This is a genomic window from Streptomyces sp. NPDC006551 (assembly GCF_040611675.1).
GTDB lineage: Bacteria > Actinomycetota > Actinomycetes > Streptomycetales > Streptomycetaceae > Streptomyces.
Genome location: NZ_JBEXOT010000003.1, coordinates 229105 through 246089, shown reverse-complemented (window position 1 = coordinate 246089; position 16985 = coordinate 229105). Strand labels below are relative to the sequence as shown.

Sequence of the window (16985 nt, the reverse complement as noted above, 5' to 3'; positions counted from 1 at the left end):
CTGCACCACCGCACCGCCGCGATCGGGAGAAAGCCACACCATGGCCAAGAAGCGCCCCCAGACGAAGGCCGCCAAGGCACAGGTCACGAACGGGGAGATCCCGGTCGTCGGCGCACGCGAACCGTGCCCGTGCGGCTCGGGCCGCCGCTACAAGGCGTGTCACGGCCGGGCCGCCGCGCACGCCGTGACCGAGCTGGTCCAGCGCCCCTTCGAGGGCCTGCCGGGCGAGTGCGACTGGGTCGCGCTGCGCGAACTGGTGCCCGCCGCCACCGTCCCGCTCACGCTGAAGAACGGGCTGCCCGAGGGCGTACCGTCCGTGACCCTCGCGACCGTGCTGCCGATGGCGTGGCCGGCGCTGCGCCGCGACGACGGCTCCGTGCTGCTCGCGCTGCAGAACGACTCCACCTCCGGCGACCTCGCCCGCGATCTCGCGGACACGCTCCAGCGCGCCCTGGAGGCGGAGCCCGGTACGCCGGTCGCCGCCCGCCGCGTGCCGGCCGAGGGGCCCCGCCTGCAGGATCTGCTCGACCCGAACGGCGATTTTGCGCCGGTCGTGCACTCGGGCTTCGAATTCTGGATTCCGGAATCCGCGGAGAACTCCAACCCCGAGGTCGCGGCCTCCCTGGAGCGCGCCAACGCCGCCGCTATCCCCACGGTCAAGCTGACCGGTGTGGAATCGGCGTACTGGTGCGAGACCCCGGAGAAGAACCACCTGCGCTGGGTCATGCCGCACCCCGAGGAGAAGCTCCTCGACGCGCTCGCCCGGCTGCACGCGGCCGGTACGTCCTCGCTCGGCGACGACACCCGTCTGGTCGGCTCCTTCCGCGCCCACGGCCTGATGGTTCCCGTCTGGGACCTGCCGACGGCGATGGGCGCCGAGGAGTGCGAGAAGCCGGCCGCCGAGTTCGCCGAGCGGCTGGCCGCGGCGCTGGCCTCCGACGCCCCGCTCACGCAGGAGGAGCGCCGGGCCCGTGGCGGCCTGACCAACCGCCAGGTCACGCTCAGCTGATGCCCGGGGTGGCGGCGGTGACTGACAGACCGACCGGTCGGTGACTTCGGCCACAACTCCCGCAGAGGCCAGGAAAATACCTGTCCGAATAACCGAGATCGAATTTGCGAACAGCAGATCTCTTGTTACCGTTCTAGAAGCCCGGTCGCTGGTGCATCCCCCGTCGCCAGCGACCGGGCGTTCTCATGCCCGCATCCGGCTCCCGGATCAACTCAACTCCCGGCCGCTCCCGCCGGGTTGCTCCCGGAGCGCAGAAGCAGTGGCGTACTCGCGCCCTCCCCCGCTCCCGCGAATTCCGCGACAGCCGAATATGCCGAAGCCTCTCCCCGGGAGCGCTCCTTCGGCGTCTCACACGCCCCCGGTTCGTCCTGTGCCGTGATCGGGCAACGCACTTGTACGGTCCGTCCGCCGGGCCCCATCAGGGTGAGGACGGATTCGAGCTCCTGGCCGCCGGCATTGCGGTAGTACGTACGCCCCCAGGTGTCGGGCCCCTCCGTCAGGACGCAGGTCTGCGCCTCGATCCCGTGGGGAGAGGTGAGTTCGGGGCCGCAGCGCGAGGCCCGCGCGGGCGGCCGAGCGGGCGCCGGCGACGAAGGGGACGCGGAAGTCGGAGCAGTACCCCCGACTGCCAGGCCGGTCCCCGGCAACAGGCCACCGCCGCCATCACGGCGGCCGTCGTCCGTCGCCTTCGCGTCGTCGGAGGGCCCCGGGCCGGCCGCGGGCCCCGCGAGGGCGGCCAACGGCAGAAGCGTGGCGCTCACCACGACGGCCCCGAGCCCGATCATGCGGAGATTCAAGGGACCCACCTGCCCGGCTGACTGCGACTCGTGAACGGTGGGCCGAAGATATCGGCGGATCGCGGGCGCGCGGCACGCTCCGCGCCCGTTTCCGTACAAGTCGGGCCGACTCACACCCGTACGGGTGACAGAAACGGTCCCGACAACCCGAGGTTGTCGGGACCGGTGCCCGTACTGCGTCGGCCGGCGTGCGCGTACGTCCCGCGCCCCGGCCGGGATCGGATCAGTAGGCGAGTCTGCTGCCGCCGCCCGGCGCGCCAGTGCTGGCCTCCACCAGCGCGTCGACCACGGCCTCCACGTCCGGCAGCCACGGACGGGCCGAGCCGGCCAGCGGCGCGCGCTCCCAGCGCACCTGTCCCGTACCCGCGACCGACGGCGGCAGCAGGAGATACCCGCCCTCGCCGTGGAAACGCAGCGAACTGGGCACGCTGTCCTTCGCGTAGAGGAGTTCGCCCAGCCGCTCCAGGCTGTACGGGGCGACCATCAGCGACCATCGCGTCGGGGTCGCCAGCACCGGGCCGAGCCGCATGCCCATCGCGTCGAGCGCGACCAGGGCCCGCGCCCCCGCCACGGCCGGCAGGCTCACCGCGCACGGCGCGCTCCCGCCGGTCGCCAGGAGGAGCGGCGCGTCCGGCCGCCGCGTCCACCACCAGCGGACCATGCGCTCGTCCGTGGTCGCCGCGAGGAGTCCCGGGTCGAAGGGGTGCGCGCCGGGCACCACGCACTCGGGGTCCGGGCAGGCGCAGCCCGCCCCTCCGGACGTACGGGCCGCGGCCCGTGTCGTCGCCTTCAGCCCCACGCCGGGCAGTACGGGCCAGTCCCACTCGAGAGCGCAGGTGAGCGCCGCGTCGAGCTGAGCGGTCCTCTCCTTGCGCCGGAACCGGAGCCTGCGTCGCCTTCCGAGGATCTCGCGCATGAGCGCTCGTTCCTTTCCGTTGAACGCCGAATCCACATCACACCACGTGCAGATCACTTCACTGTGCGTATCAGCGCGTACAAGGTCGGCGGTTCGCCGCCCCGTGCCGATGGGGCGGGACGGACCGAGCCGCAGCTCGTCATCCACTCGGGCCACTCGAAACACGTTCCCCGCCACTCGGGGACGGGTGCGGCCTGCGGCGATGAAGACGCCCGGGCTCCGCGTCAGGTTCCGGAGCAGCGTCAACTGCCCCTGAGTATCACCGTTTACGTACCCAGCACGCTCGGAATGACGCGCTTTCAAACGTCGCCAGTCGACCGCAAAAGGTGCACACCGAGGGCAATTTTCGGCCAACTTCCCTCGCACTTCAACCCTTCTGCAGAACCCCATAGACACCACAAGTCCCGTGGGGACAATGCTGGACATCGCTCCTCTTGTGCGTGTACATGTGGATGCATGGATAGCGGCGCAGAATGACATGGGGGTTTGCGATGCTATTGCGCGAAACGCACCAGTCGGAAAGCCGACGGCTATGAGCGCCCCTCACCTGCCGAAAGTGGCTGGAATCGATTCAACGGTTCCCTCTCCCGCGCACACTGCGACGCCCCTCCCGGGCGTGCCCGCCGCGCCCCTCCCGCCCGGCGCGCTGATCCAGGACCGGTTGGCCGGCTGGGTCTCCGACCTCACCACCCTCCATGAACTCACCGAGCGCCTGGTCAGGACCGGTTCGCTCGACGACGCGCTGCACGAGCTGCTCAGCGCCGGCGCCACCCTCGTCGGCGCGCGCCGCGGCATGGCGGTCCTCGAACCCGCCGACGGACTCGGCCCGGCCACCACCATCGGCCTGGGCCTCGCCCACGCCGACCTCGGCACCATCGAGACCGTGCCGCGCAGCGCCACCTCCTACGGCCGCATCCTCGAAGGTCTTCCCGATCCGGTCGCGATCCCCGACCCGATCGCCGTCCCCGACCTGCTCGGCGAGGCCGAGCTCGACCCGCGCCACCGCGAGGTCGCCGCCCGCCTGGGCTACGCCGCCAGTTACGCCCTTCCGCTGGCCACCGAGGCCGCCGGAAGACTCGGCGCCGTCGTCTGGCTGTACGACGAACCCGCCGAACCCTCCGAACGCCGGCGCCATCTCGTCGGCCTCTACGGCCGGTACGCCACCGAACACCTCGCCCGGCTCCTGGAGCTGGAGCGCGCCCGGGTCCAGGTCGCCACCGTCGCCGAGGAACTGCTCCCCAGCCGCCTCCCCCGCGTCCCCGGCGTCCAGCTCGCCGCCCGCCACCGCACCGGCCCCCAGGGCGGCGGCGACTGGTACGACGCGCTCCCGCTGCCCGAGGGCGCCCTCGGGCTCGCCGTCGGCTCCGTCTCAGGAACCGGCCCCAGCGCGCTCGCCGCCATGGGACGACTGCGCGCCTCCCTGCGCGCCTACGCCGTCATGGAAGGCGAGGACCCCGTCGCCGTCCTCTCCGACCTGGAACTCCTCCTCCGGCTGACCGAACCGGCCCGCTCCGCCACCGCGCTCTTCGCCTACTGCGAGCCCAAGCAGCACAAGCTCGTGCTGGCCGGCGCCGGGCACACCCCGCCGCTGATCATCGGAGACCACCGCACCGAATTCGTCGAGACCTCCCTGTCGGCGCCCCTCGGCATGCTCGCCTGCTGGGAGGCGCCCAGCGTCGAGCTCGCCCCCGCGCCCGGAGAAACGGTGCTGCTCTACACCGACGGGCTGCTCCGCCGCACCGGCGACCCCATCGACCGAGCCTTCGCCCGGCTGCACGCCGCCGCCGTGAGCGTCCCCAAGGCGGACCGGACCGACCCGGGCGCCGTCGCCGACCACGTCCTGCGCACGATGCTGCCCGACGGGCTCGGCGACACCGCCGACGGAGAGGACGTGGTCCTGCTCGCCGCCCGCTTCGAGTGAGCGGAACGCGACGCGGTAGGTGACCGGACGGCAGCTCACCGGTCAGGGGTCTTACGGCCCTGGGGCCCTCTTCCGTACGACCGTACGATGGTGAAGGTTCAGTGTCGTACCAAGAGGAGGCAGACCCGTGGCCGAGGAGCTCACCCCGGAGACCCCGGAAGAGACCGAAGAGCCGATCAAGCAGCGCAAGAACGGCCTGTACCAGGGCGTCTCCGACGAGCTGGCCGAGAACATGAAGTCCGGCTGGGCCGACACCGAGCTGCACGGCCTGGCGCCGATCGCGCAGGCCGAGCACACCGCGGCCCGCCGCGCCGCGCTGTCCGCGCGCTTCCCCGGCGAGCGGCTGGTGATCCCCGCGGGCAACCTGAAGACCCGCTCGAACGACACCGAGTACAGCTTCCGCGCCTCCACCGAGTACGCCTACCTCACCGGTGACCAGACGCAGGACGGCGTCCTGGTGCTCGAGCCGGTGAAGGACGGTCACCGGGCGACGATCTACCTGCTCCCGCGCTCCAACCGCGAGAACGGCGAGTTCTGGCTCGACGGCCAGGGCGAGCTCTGGGTCGGCCGCCGCCACTCCCTGGCCGAGGCCGAGCAGCTGCTCGGCATCCCCGCCAAGGACGTGCGCGAGCTGCCCGCCGCCCTCAAGGAGGCCACCGGCCCGGTCCGCGTGGTCCGCGGCCACGACGCCGCCATAGAGGCCGCCCTGACCGACAAGGTCACCGCCGAGCGCGACGAGGAGCTGCGGGTCCAGCTCTCCGAGGCCCGGCTCGTCAAGGACGACTTCGAGATCGCCGAGCTCCAGAAGGCCTGCGACGCCACCGCCCGCGGCTTCGAGGACGTCGTCAAGGTCCTCGACAAGGCCGAGGCGACCAGCGAGCGCTACATCGAAGGCACGTTCTTCCTCCGCGCCCGCGTCGAGGGCAACGACATCGGCTACGGCTCCATCTGCGCCGCCGGCCCGCACGCCACCACCCTGCACTGGGTCCGCAACGACGGCCCGGTCCGCTCCGGCGACCTGCTGCTGCTCGACGCCGGCGTGGAGACCAACGAGCTCTACACCGCCGACGTGACCCGCACGCTGCCGATCAACGGCCGGTACACCGAGCTCCAGCGGAAGATCTACGACGCCGTGTACGAGGCGCAGGAGGCGGGCATCGCCGCGGTGAAGCCCGGCGCCGCCTACCGCGACTTCCACGACGCCGCCCAGCGGGTGCTCGCCGAGAAGCTCGTCGAGTGGGGCCTGATCGAGGGCCCGGTCGAGCGCGTCCTGGAGCTCGGCCTCCAGCGCCGCTGGACCCTGCACGGCACCGGCCACATGCTCGGCATGGACGTGCACGACTGCGCCGCCGCGCGCACCGAGGCGTACGTCGACACGACGCTGGAGCCGGGCATGTGCCTGACCGTCGAGCCCGGTCTGTACTTCCAGGCCGACGACCTGACGGTGCCGGAGGAGTACCGCGGCATCGGCGTCCGGATCGAGGACGACATCCTCGTCACGGAGGACGGCAACCGGAACCTCTCCGACTCGCTGCCGCGCCAGGCCGACGAGGTCGAGGCGTGGATGGCCGGCCTGAAGGGCTGATCCGCCGCCGCCTTCGTACGCGAGCGCCAGTTCGTACGCGAGCATGAGAAAGCCCCCGCCGATCCGCATACGGGTATCGGCGGGGGCTTTCTCGCGCTCGGATGCGGGTATCGGCGGGGGCTTTCTCGCGCTCGCGTACGCGAGTCGGACCAGCGCGTGTCAGGTCAGCGCGAGCGGCGCGTCGGACCGCCACTTCACGATCTTGTCGAAGCTGACCACGGCCCCGCCCAGGCCCGCTCTGTTGCCGAAGTGGACATGGTCGGCCAGCTCCTCGATCAGCCGCAGCCCGCGGCCGTTCTCGCCGTCCGGAGCCGCCCGCTGGACCGTCGCGGGCCGGCCCTCCGGAAACCCGGGCCCCGAGTCGGCCACTTCGATACGGCAGGTCTCGCCGTCCAGATAGGCGGTGACCCGGTACGCCTCCGAAGCGTCTCCCATGGCCCGGTCGCCCCCGTGCTCGACGGCATTGGCGCACGCCTCGGTCAGCGCGACCGACAGCTCGTAGGAGATGTCCGGGTCGACGCCCGCCGTCTCCATCGTGCCGAGAAGAAGCCGCCTGGCGAGCGGAACGCTCGCAGCCTCGCGCCGCAGATGGAGAGACCACCACATGCTCATGCTCCAGCCTCCCGGCCGCGGCTCGACATTACCGTTACGTATTGCCGCGCTCTGCCGTTCGTAAGCCCTCCGGGAGCACAACAGCCCTCATTCGGCGGATGCACTCATGCCGCGCGCCGGTGTATGTCGCCGCGAAGACCCCCAAGTGTGATCTTCCGGACCTGCCGCATGGCGGCAGAGGCGCTGGTGCGATGATGGGCCCGCCATGTCTGCCCCCACGCTCGGTCCCCAGCTGCTGCGGGCCGCGGTGTTCGCCGCGGTCTGTGTCGTGCTGTCCGGCCTGGGCCACGCCCTCGCCGCCTGCGCGGGCATCGCCCTGTGGAGCGTGCTCGCCGGCTTCCTGGGGGTGTTCGCGAGCATCCTCCTCTTCACGGGGCGGGAACGCTCGCTGCCCTTCATCGTCGGCGCGCTGACCGTCGGACAGCTCGGGCTGCACACCCTGTTCGGGCTCGGGCAACGCCCCCTCGCGCTCGGGGCGGGCGCCTCGCCTGGCCGCGGCCTGGGCCTCGGCCCGGACGCGAACGACGCGCTCGTCCGCATGGCCGCCAAGCTGGTCTGCGGCGCGGGTGCCGCCTCCCTCAGTCCCGCCGACGCGAGCCGGATCATCACCGACGCCGGCCTCGACCCGGCCGACGCGGGCGCGCACCTCCACCCGGGCGGCCACCTGGCCGCCGGCGCTCCGCAGAGCGCCGAGCTGCTGCCGAACCTGCCCATGGCGATCGGCCATCTCCTGGCCGCTCTCGCCACCGGCTGGCTGCTGCGCCGAGGCGATCTCGCCCTGCGCCGGCTCGTGCAGCTCTCGGCGCAGGGCGCGACCGGGCTCGCCGAGGCCGCCCTCGTCCAGTCGCTGCGGGCCGCGCTCGCTCTCGTACGGGCGCTGCTCGCCGGCCTTCCCGGAGTTCCGGTGACCGGGCCGCTGCGCCCCGTCCGTACCGCGGCCGACGACCCGCCGCCGCAGGTGGCGGAGGCACTCCAGCACACGGTGATCCGGCGCGGCCCGCCGGCCGCCGCCTGCGTCCTCGCAGCCTGACGCGGACCGCTCGAAGGGAGCGGGTCCGCGGTCGCCCACGCGCGCACGACCGGTCGAGACCGTCGGCGTGCCGGGGCGCTCACCCTCTTCTCCGAGCTGGAGTGTCTTCCGCCATGAACGTTTCCCGTATCGCCGTCGCCGGCGGCGTCGCCCTCTCCTCCGTCGTCCTGCTCTCCGGCACCGCCTTCGCGCACGTCAGCGTGCAGCCCCAGGGCGAGGCCGCGAAGGGCGGCTACGCGACCGTCAACGTCAAGGTCCCCAACGAGCGCGACAACGCCTCCACCGTCAAGGTCGAGGTCAACTTCCCCACCGACCACCCGCTCGCCTCCGTCATGCCGCAGCCGGTGCCCGGCTGGAAGGCCGAGGTCACCAAGGCCAAGCTCGCCAAGCCGCTGGAGCTGCACGGCAAGAAGATCAACGAAGCGGTCGCCAAGGTCACCTGGACCGCCGACGGCTCGAAGATCGGCCCGGGGCAGTTCCAGCAGTTCCCGCTCTCCCTCGGACAGCTGCCGGAGAACACCGACCGGCTCGTCCTCAAGGCCATCCAGACCTACGACAACAACGAGGTCGTCCGCTGGATCGAGGAGCCCAAGGAGGGCGCGGCCGAACCGCAGAACCCGGCCCCCGTACTGAAGCTCTCCGCGGCCTCCGACGACCACCACGGCGGCGGCGCCACCGGCGACAAGGCCGGTGACCAGGCCGGGGACACGGCCGGTCACGGCGAGAAGGCCGGTGGCACCGCCCACACCGAGACCGCCGACGCCGGCAGCGGCGACACCACCGCGCGAGTCCTCGGCGTCGTCGGCATCCTCATCGGCATCGCGGGCGTCGCCTTCGGCGTGCTCGCCGGCCGCCGCCGCTCGGCCTGACGCCCCCGAATCCTCCCGAGAGAGAACACCATGTCAGTCCAGAAGAACGACGAGCAGGCCCGGCCCGGCCGGCGCGCCCCCCTGATCGTCGCCGCCGTCGCCGCCGTCGCGGCCCTCGGCGTGACGGCCGTCGTCGGCCTGTACGGCGACAGCACCACGAGCGCCGGAGTCGGACCCGTCGCCGAGGTCTCCAGCGACACGGACACCACCAAGGCGGGCACCGTCCTCGACCGCCCGTTCGCCAAGCCCGACCTCGTCCTCACCGACACCCAGGGCAAGAAGTACGACCTGCGCGAGCGGACCAAGGGCAAGCCGACCCTGATCTACTTCGGCTACACCCACTGCCCCGACGTCTGCCCGCTGACGATGAGCAACATCGCCATCGCCAAGAAGCAGCTCCCCAAGGCCGACCAGGACAAGCTCCAGGTCGTCTTCGTCACCACCGACCCCGAGCGGGACACCTCGGCCGAGCTCGCCAAGTGGCTGCCGGCCGCCGGCGACCCCTCCTTCACCGGCCTCACCGGTGACTTCTCCACGATCCAGGCGGGCGCCCGCCAGATCGGCATCGGCATCGACCCGCCGAAGAAGGAGAAGGACGGCTCGGTCGTCTCCATGCACGGAGCCCAGGTGATCGCGTTCTCGCCCACGACCGACCAGGGCTACGTCCTGTACGGCGAGGACACCACCGTCGACGAATACGCCAAGGACCTGCCGAAGCTCATCAAGGGGGAGAACCCGTGAACCGCCGCACCACCACCCTGTTCGCCGCCATAGCTCTCTCCGCCGGGCTGGCTCTGACCGGGTGTTCGACCGACAGCTCCGGCGACCAGCCCCGGCTGAAGGTCAGCGGCGCCTTCATGCCCCAGCCCGTGATGGACATGGCCGGCGGCTTCCTGACCATCGAGAACGACAGCGACACCGCGGACAAGCTCACCTCCGTCACCAGCTCCCTCTCGGACGACGTCCAGATCCACGAGACGAAGGACCAGAAGATGCGGGAGGTGAAGTCCTTCGACATCCCCGCCAAGGGCGAGCTGAACCTCGTCCGCGGCGGAAACCACATCATGTTCATGAACATCAAGCAGAAGCCGAAGCAGGGCGAGAAGGTCAGCATCGAGCTGCACTTCGAGAAGTCCGACCCCATCAAGGTCGACCTTCCCGTCGAGGCCGCCACCCACAACCCGAAGCAGCACTGAGCCAGTCGAGGGACTGACACACACATGCCAGCCACCGCCCCGCGCCTCGGAACCGCCCTGACCCGGCTGCTGCTCGTCGTGGCCGCGCTCCTGGGCACCCTGCTCGCCGGTGCCGCCCCCGCGTCCGCGCACGCCGCGCTCACCGGCAGCGACCCGAAGGACGGGGCGGTGGTCGCCACCGCCCCCAAGGACGTCAACCTCACCTTCTCCGAACAGGTCGCCATGAGCGCCGACTCGATCCGGGTCCTCGACCCGGCGGGAAAGCGCGTCGACACCGGCGAGATCCGCGACCTGTGCAGCGGATCGATCGTCCGGTACGGCGTGGGGCTCCGCTCCGGCCTGCCCGAAGGCACCTACACCGTGGCCTGGCAGACCGTCTCCGCCGACAGCCACCCCATCGCGGGCGCCTTCACCTTCTCCATCGGCGCCCCCTCCCAGACCTCCGTCGCCCTCCCCGACCGGGAGGCCGGCGGCGGACTCGTCGGCACGCTGTACGGCATCGCGCGCTATCTCGCGTACGCCGGTTTCACCGTCCTCGTCGGCGGCGGCGCCTTCGTCCTCGCCTGCTGGCCGCGCGGCGCGAGCGCCCGACCGGTACAACGGCTCGTGGTCCGGGGCTGGCTGACCCTCACCGCCGCCACCCTCGCCATGCTGCTGCTCCGCAACCCGTACACCGGATCGGGAGAGCTCGCCGACGCCTTCGACCTCAGCGGGCTGAAGGCGGTCCTGGAGACCAAGACGGGCGCCGCGCTGATCTCCCGGCTGATGCTCCTCGGCGCGGCGGCGCTCTTCGTGGCCGTGCTGTTCGGGGCGTACACGAAGCGGACCGACGAGAAGGAGAAGAAGGACCTCACCTTCGGACTCGCGATCGGCGGCACGGTGGTGGCGGCCGGGATCGCCGGCACCTGGGCGCTCGCCGAGCACGCCTCCACCGGCATCCAGCCGGGCGTCGCCATGCCCGTCGACATCCTGCACCTGCTCGCGGTGGCGGCCTGGCTCGGCGGCCTCGTGACCCTGCTCGTCGCGCTGTACCGGGCACCCGGGATCGAACGGGCCGCCGTGGAGCGCTTCTCGAAGATCGCCTTCGGTGCGGTACTCGTCCTGACGGCGACCGGGCTGTACCAGTCCTGGCGGCAGGTCGGCTCCTGGTCCGCGCTGACCGGCACCTCGTACGGCAGGCTCTTGCTGGTCAAGATCGGACTCGTCGCCGTGCTGGTCGGCATCGCCTGGGTCTCGCGCCGCTGGACCCAGCGACTCGGCGCACCGGCGAGGGCCGAGGCGTCCGCGGAGACGAACGCAGCCGCGGAGGACCCGGCCGCCGAGGACGAGGCGGCGGAGGACGAGGCCGCGGAGGAGACGCCCTCGGCCGAGGAAGCCGCCGAGGCTGAAGAAGCCGCGGAGGCTGAAGAAGCTGCCGAGACCGAAGATGCTGCCGAGACCGAAGAAGGCGCCGGGACCGCTGATACCGAAGAGGCCGCCGAGGCCGTACGAGCGGAAACCGTCGCCCCCGAGCGCGCCGCGCAACTCGCCCGGCAGCGGGCCGCCGTCGCCACCGCGCGCCGCAAGCGGGACCGGGACGCCGACCCCGAGCGCGCCGGACTCCGGCGCTCCGTACTCACCGAAGCCGCCGTCGCCGTGGTGCTGCTCGCCGTGACGACCGTACTGACTTCGACCGAGCCCGCCCGTACGGAGGAAGAGGCCGGCCGGTCCTCCTCCGCCTCCGGCTCGACCGCCGTACCCGACCGGCCCGTCGACATCCGCCTCCCGTTCGACACCGGGGGCGTGGACGGCAAGGGCACCGTACGGCTGAGCCTCGACCCGGGCCGCACCGGGGCCAACGCCCTGCACATCTACGTGGACCGGCCCAACGGACGCCCCCTCGACGTCCCCGAGATCAAGGTCGCCTTCACCCTCAAGGAGAAGGACGTCGGCCCGCTCCCCGTCGCGCCGGACCGGATCCAGACCGGCCACTGGAGCGCCAGCGGCGTACAGATCCCGATGCCCGGCGAATGGCAGATCCAGGTGACCGTCCGCACCTCGGACATCGACCAGACCACCATCGACAAGAACGTGAAGATCGGCTGACCTCGTGAGCGACGACAACCTTGAGATCTCCCGGCGACGGATGCTCGGCACGGTCGGTGCGGCGGGTGCGGCCGGTCTCGCGCTCGGCGCCGCCGGCGGCGCCGGGATGTACGCGGCCGTCTCGGGGGGCGGCCCGGACTCCGGGTCCGACACTTCCCCCGCACTGACCACGGTCGGTTCGACGGAGGTGATGTTTCACGGGAAACATCAAGCGGGGATCACCACTCCGCTTCAGTCCCGAGGCCATCTCGTCGCCTTCGACCTCGCCCCCGGCGCGGGCCGCAAGGAGGCCGCCGCCCTGCTGCGCCGTTGGTCGGCGACGGCGAAGGCGCTCATGGAGGGCAAGCCGTCGACCGACGACACGGGCATCGCGCTCGACGCCGGCCCCTCCTCGCTGACGGTCACCTTCGGCTTCGGTCACTCCTTCTTCAGCCGTACCGGGCTCACCGCGCGCCGCCCGGCGCAGCTCGACCCGCTGCCCGCCTTCTCCGCCGACGCCCTCGACCCGAAGCGGTCGGAGGGCGATCTGTGGGTACAGATCGGCGCCGACGACGCGCTGGTCGCCTTCCACGCCCTGCGCGCACTGCAGAAGGACGCCGGCGCCGCCGCCAAGGTCCGCTGGCAGATGAACGGCTTCAACCGCTCGGCCGGCGCCACCGCCCGCCCGATGACGGCCCGGAACCTCATGGGCCAGGTCGACGGCACCGGCAACCCCAAGCCGACCGACCCCGACTTCGACCGCCGGATCTTCGTCCCTCAGGGGGCGGCCGGGACGCAGGAGTGGATGGCCGGGGGTTCGTACGCCGTCGTCCGCCGGATCCGGATGCTGCTCGACGACTGGGAGAAGCTGTCCCAGGACAAGCAGGAGAAGGTCATCGGGCGGCGCAAGTCTGACGGCGCCCCGCTCACCGGCGGGACCGAGACGACCGAGCCGGACCTGGACAAGCTCGGCCCGGACGGGAAACCGGTCATCCCGGACAACGCCCATGCCCGCATCTCCGCCCCCGAACAGAACGGCGGAGCGGCCATGCTGCGCCGGCCCTTCTCCTTCCACGACGGGATCGGCCCCGATGGGACCCCCGACGCCGGTCTCCTCTTCATCTGCTGGCAGGCCGATCCGCTGCGGGGCTTCGTACCGGTCCAGCGCAAGCTCGACCGGGGCGACGCCCTGTCCCCCTTCGTCCGGCACGAGGCGAGCGGCCTCTTCGCCGTACCCGGCGGGCCCGCCGAGGGCGAGTACGTGGGCCAGCGGCTTCTGGAGTCATGACCCCGCTCGGCGCGGCGGGCGCCGTCGGCGCCTATTAGGGTGACCGTATGTCAGCCACGCGGTATACGTATCTCGGTCCCGAAGGCACTTTCACGGAGGCCGCGCTGCGTACGCTGCCCGAGGCGGCGACCCGGGAACTCGTCCCGATGGTCTCCGTCCCGGCCGCGCTGGACGCCGTACGCAACGGAGAGGCCGCTGCCGCTCTCGTACCGATCGAGAACTCGGTGGAGGGCGGGGTCACCGCCACCCTGGACGAGCTGGCCTCCGGCGAGCCGCTGATGATCTACCGCGAGGTCGTCCTCCCCATCGCCTTCGCCCTGCTCGTACGGCCGGGAACCAAGCTTTCCGAGATCAAGACCGTCACCGGCCACCCGGTCGCCCAGCCGCAGGTGCGGAACTGGCTGCGCGCTCATCTGCCCGACGCCCTGTGGGAGTCGGCCGCGTCCAACGCGGACGGGGCCCGGCTCGTGCAGGAGGGCCGTTTCGACGCGGCCTTCGCCGGCGAGTTCGCGGCCGCGACCTATGGCCTGGAGTCGCTGGTCACCGAGATCCACGACGCGGAGAACGCCGAGACCCGGTTCGTCCTCGTGGGCCGTCCGGCCCGGCCGGCGGCTCCCACCGGCGCGGACAAGACCTCCGTCGTGCTGTGGCTGCGCGAGGACCACCCCGGTGCGCTCCTCGAACTGCTCCAGGAGTTCGCGGTGCGCGGGGTCAATCTGATGCTGATCCAGTCCCGCCCCACGGGCGCGGGCATCGGCAACTACTGCTTCGCCGTGGACGCCGAGGGCCATATCTCCGACCGGCGCGTGGGCGAGGCGCTCATGGGGCTGAAGCGGATCTGCCCGCAGGTGCGGTTCCTCGGGTCGTACCCGCGGGCGGGCGTCGCGAAGAAGGACGTACGGGCGCTGCGGCTCGGGACGTCGGACGCGGAGTTCATGGCGGCCTCCGATTGGCTGGCGAGGGCCCAGGACGGTCGGGCCTGAGGCGATAGTCCCCGATCGCCCCCTTGCGTGGGGGCGGTCGTCCACAGGTTTGGACCACAAGTCCTACCTGCATACTTTTCGCTTACCCACAGAAGTTATCCACAGGCGTTCTCTCGACCTGGGGACAAGTCGATAATGCATGCCGACATGATCGACAAATCGCCCTAGCCACTCACATGCGTCCACAGCGCCGCACGGCAGCCCGTGTCAGCTCAATTCCCTTGATCAACTCTTTAGGGCGAGGAATTCCCACGGAATGAGTACGCGAGGGGGGTTTGGTCGGAGAATTCTCGGACCCCGGTGCCCGATTCGGAATGATCTCCTCCGTGATCCACAGAACTCCCGCACAGGCTGTGGATAACTTGACGGGTCCCCCTCCTCCTGTGGAGAAGTCACGTGATCCACTCGGCGGTTCGGTCAAGCCACCCCAGGCGATCCGCCCCTTTTCGGGGGCTCGCACACTGTTTATTGACGAATAGGGAGAGCATTTCCCAATTCTGGCAATTAGGGCAAAGCGACACGCTCGGCGATATCGGGTGGGGGGCCGCGAGCCCGCACCGGTAGCCTGGTGGGGTGATTGACCTTCGCCTGCTCCGTGAGGACCCCGACCGTGTTCGCGCCTCCCAGCGCGCCCGTGGAGAGGACGTCCAGCTCGTCGACGCCCTGCTCTCCGCCGATGAGCGGCGCAGGTCGTCCGGCGTCCGCTTCGACGAGCTCCGTTCCGAGCAGAAGGCGCTCGGCAAGCTGATCCCCAGGGCCACCCCGGAGGAGCGCGCCGAGCTCCTGCAGAAGGCCGAGCAGCTGAAGGCCGACGTCAAGGCCGCCGAGGCCGAGCAGAACGAGGCCGACGAGACGGCGCGCGCCCTTCTCCTCCAGCTCGGGAACATCGTCCACGAGGACGTGCCGGTCGGCGGCGAGGAGGACTTCGTCGTCCTGGAGACGCACGGCACCATCCGCGACTTCGCGGCCGAGGGCTTCGAGCCCAAGGACCACCTGGAGCTGGGCGAGGCGCTGGGCGCCATCGACGTCGAGCGGGGCGCCAAGGTCTCCGGCTCGCGCTTCTACTACCTCACGGGCGTGGGCGCGCTCCTCGAGCTCGCCCTCGTCAACGCGGCGATCGCGCAGGCCACGGAGGCCGGGTTCATCCCGATGCTGACGCCGGCGCTGGTCCGTCCGCGCGCCATGGAGGGCACGGGCTTCCTCGGCCAGGCCGCGGAGAACGTGTACCACCTGGAGAAGGACGACTACTACCTCGTCGGTACGTCCGAGGTGCCGCTCGCCGCGTACCACATGGACGAGATCATCGACGCGGACAAGCTGCCGCTGCGCTACGCCGGATTCTCGCCGTGCTTCCGCCGCGAGGCCGGCACGTACGGCAAGGACACCCGGGGCATCTTCCGGGTCCACCAGTTCGACAAGGTCGAGATGTTCTCGTACGTCGCTCCGGAGGACGCCGAGAACGAGCACAAGCGTCTCCTGGAGTGGGAGAAGCAGTGGCTGACCAGCCTGGAGCTGCCGTTCCAGGTCATCGACGTGGCCACCGGCGACCTGGGCGCCTCGGCCTCGCGGAAGTTCGACTGCGAGGCGTGGATCCCGACGCAGGGGAAGTACCGCGAGCTGACCTCGGCGTCGAACTGCGACGGCTTCCAGGCGCGCCGGCTGTCCGTGCGGATGCGTGACGACCGCGACGGCAAGAAGGTCGTCCAGCCGCTGGCGACGCTGAACGGCACGCTGTGCGCCGTACCGCGCACGATCGTGGCGATCCTGGAGAACCACCAGCTGGCCGACGGCTCGGTGCGGGTGCCCGAGGTGCTGCGGCCCTACCTCGGTGGCCGTGAGGTCCTGGAGCCGATCTCCAAGTGAGCCCCTTTCCCTACCGGCTCGTCGCGACGGACCTGGACGGCACGCTGCTGCGTGGCGACGATTCCGTCTCGGAGCGCACGCGTGACGCTCTCGCCGCCGTGGTGGCGGCGGGGGCGGCGCACATCGTCGTCACCGGCCGGTCCGTGCCCTGGACCCGGCACATCCTCGACGACCTCGGTTACGACGGGCTCGCGGTGTGCGGTCAGGGCGCGCAGGTGTACCACGCGGGTGAGCACCGCCTGCTGACCTCGCTCACGCTGGACCGGCAGCTCGCCGGGCTCGCCCTGTCGAAGGTCGAGGCGGAGGTGGGCCCGCTGGCGCTGGCCGCGAGCCGTGACGGCCTGGAGGGCGAGGTCCTGGTGGGCCCGGGCTACCGCGTCCTCGGGGGCGGCCTGCCGTCGGTCCCGTACGAGGACCCTTCGGAGCTGTGGTCGGCCCCGCTGAACAAGATCTACATCCAGCACCCGACGCTGTCGTCCGACGAGCTGGCGCGGGTCACCCGCGAGACGGTCGGCAGTCTGGTGGACGTCGTCATGGCGGGGGAGGGGATCGTGGAGATCCTTCCGCTCGGCCTGAGCAAGGCGACGGGGCTGTCGCTGGCGGCGCGCAGGCTGGGTGTGAAGGCGGCGGAGACGATCGCGTTCGGTGACATGCCGAACGACATACCGATGTTCGCGTGGGCGGCGCGGGGCGTGGCGATGGCGAACGCGCACGACGAGCTGAAGGCCGTGGCGGACGAGGTGACGTCGTCGAACGAGGACGACGGCATCGCGGTCGTCCTGGAGCGTCTGCTGGCGCGCTAGGGAATGTCTCGTCGATCAGGCCGGATCAGCCGCGAGCCCGGCAAGATCG

General features: G+C 71.3%; 14 protein-coding genes. 12 read left to right on the top strand and 2 right to left on the bottom strand.

Features of this window, described 5'->3' with window-relative positions; translation table 11 throughout:
- Positions 1–40 precede the first annotated feature (40 nt).
- Complete coding sequence (locus ABZY12_RS05535; protein ID WP_356887412.1) at positions 41–1009, top strand: DUF5926 family protein; 969 nt, start codon at positions 41–43, stop codon at positions 1007–1009.
- A 1020-nt stretch (positions 1010–2029) separates the two neighbouring features.
- Here the strand turns inward: ABZY12_RS05535 and ABZY12_RS05530 are convergent.
- Positions 2030–2722, bottom strand: a complete 693-nt coding sequence (locus tag ABZY12_RS05530; protein ID WP_356887410.1) for a bifunctional DNA primase/polymerase — start codon at positions 2720–2722, stop codon at positions 2030–2032.
- A gap of 415 nt (positions 2723–3137) precedes the next feature.
- Between ABZY12_RS05530 and ABZY12_RS05525 the strand changes: the two genes are divergently transcribed.
- Positions 3138–4643 carry a PP2C family protein-serine/threonine phosphatase gene (locus tag ABZY12_RS05525; protein ID WP_356887408.1) on the top strand — a complete coding sequence of 502 codons (1506 nt, stop codon included), beginning with the start codon at positions 3138–3140 and terminating at the stop codon, positions 4641–4643.
- Between the two features lie 127 nt (positions 4644–4770).
- The gene (locus ABZY12_RS05520) at positions 4771–6228 is read left to right on the top strand and encodes an aminopeptidase P family protein (protein WP_356887406.1); all 1458 of its coding nucleotides are present in this window, start codon (positions 4771–4773) and stop codon (positions 6226–6228) included.
- A gap of 159 nt (positions 6229–6387) precedes the next feature.
- Here ABZY12_RS05520 and ABZY12_RS05515 read toward each other — a convergent pair whose 3' ends face one another.
- A complete protein-coding gene (locus ABZY12_RS05515) occupies positions 6388–6840 on the bottom strand; it encodes an ATP-binding protein (protein ID WP_356887404.1) in 453 nt (150 codons plus the stop codon).
- A gap of 205 nt (positions 6841–7045) precedes the next feature.
- Here ABZY12_RS05515 and ABZY12_RS05510 point away from each other — a divergent pair, with 205 nt between their 5' ends.
- From ABZY12_RS05510 to ABZY12_RS05470, 9 genes are all read left to right on the top strand, one after another.
- A complete protein-coding gene (locus tag ABZY12_RS05510; RefSeq protein WP_356887402.1) occupies positions 7046–7870 on the top strand; it encodes a hypothetical protein in 825 nt (274 codons plus the stop codon).
- 113 nt (positions 7871–7983) lie between these two features.
- Entirely contained in the window at positions 7984–8739 is a 756-nt protein-coding gene (locus ABZY12_RS05505) for a YcnI family protein (RefSeq protein ID WP_356887400.1), read from the top strand.
- 30 nt (positions 8740–8769) lie between these two features.
- Complete coding sequence (locus ABZY12_RS05500; RefSeq protein ID WP_356887398.1) at positions 8770–9480, top strand: SCO family protein; 711 nt, start codon at positions 8770–8772, stop codon at positions 9478–9480.
- Entirely contained in the window at positions 9477–9935 is a 459-nt protein-coding gene (locus ABZY12_RS05495) for a copper chaperone PCu(A)C (protein WP_356887396.1), read from the top strand. Before ABZY12_RS05500 ends, ABZY12_RS05495 begins: the two co-directional genes overlap by 4 nt.
- 24 nt (positions 9936–9959) lie before the next feature.
- Complete coding sequence (locus ABZY12_RS05490; protein ID WP_356887394.1) at positions 9960–12020, top strand: copper resistance protein CopC; 2061 nt, start codon at positions 9960–9962, stop codon at positions 12018–12020.
- Between the two features lie 4 nt (positions 12021–12024).
- Positions 12025–13287, top strand: coding sequence for an iron uptake transporter deferrochelatase/peroxidase subunit (efeB, locus tag ABZY12_RS05485; protein ID WP_356887392.1), 1263 nt, complete (start codon positions 12025–12027; stop codon positions 13285–13287).
- A 47-nt stretch (positions 13288–13334) separates the two neighbouring features.
- Positions 13335–14270: a prephenate dehydratase gene (gene pheA / locus ABZY12_RS05480; protein ID WP_356887390.1), complete on the top strand. Its 936-nt coding sequence runs from the start codon at positions 13335–13337 to the stop codon at positions 14268–14270.
- A gap of 573 nt (positions 14271–14843) precedes the next feature.
- Positions 14844–16133 (top strand): serine--tRNA ligase, encoded by a 1290-nt coding sequence (serS, locus tag ABZY12_RS05475; protein ID WP_356887388.1) that lies wholly within the window; start codon positions 14844–14846, stop codon positions 16131–16133.
- Positions 16130–16936, top strand: coding sequence for an HAD family hydrolase (locus tag ABZY12_RS05470; RefSeq protein ID WP_356887386.1), 807 nt, complete (start codon positions 16130–16132; stop codon positions 16934–16936). Before serS ends, ABZY12_RS05470 begins: the two co-directional genes overlap by 4 nt.
- Positions 16937–16985: the final 49 nt, after the last annotated feature.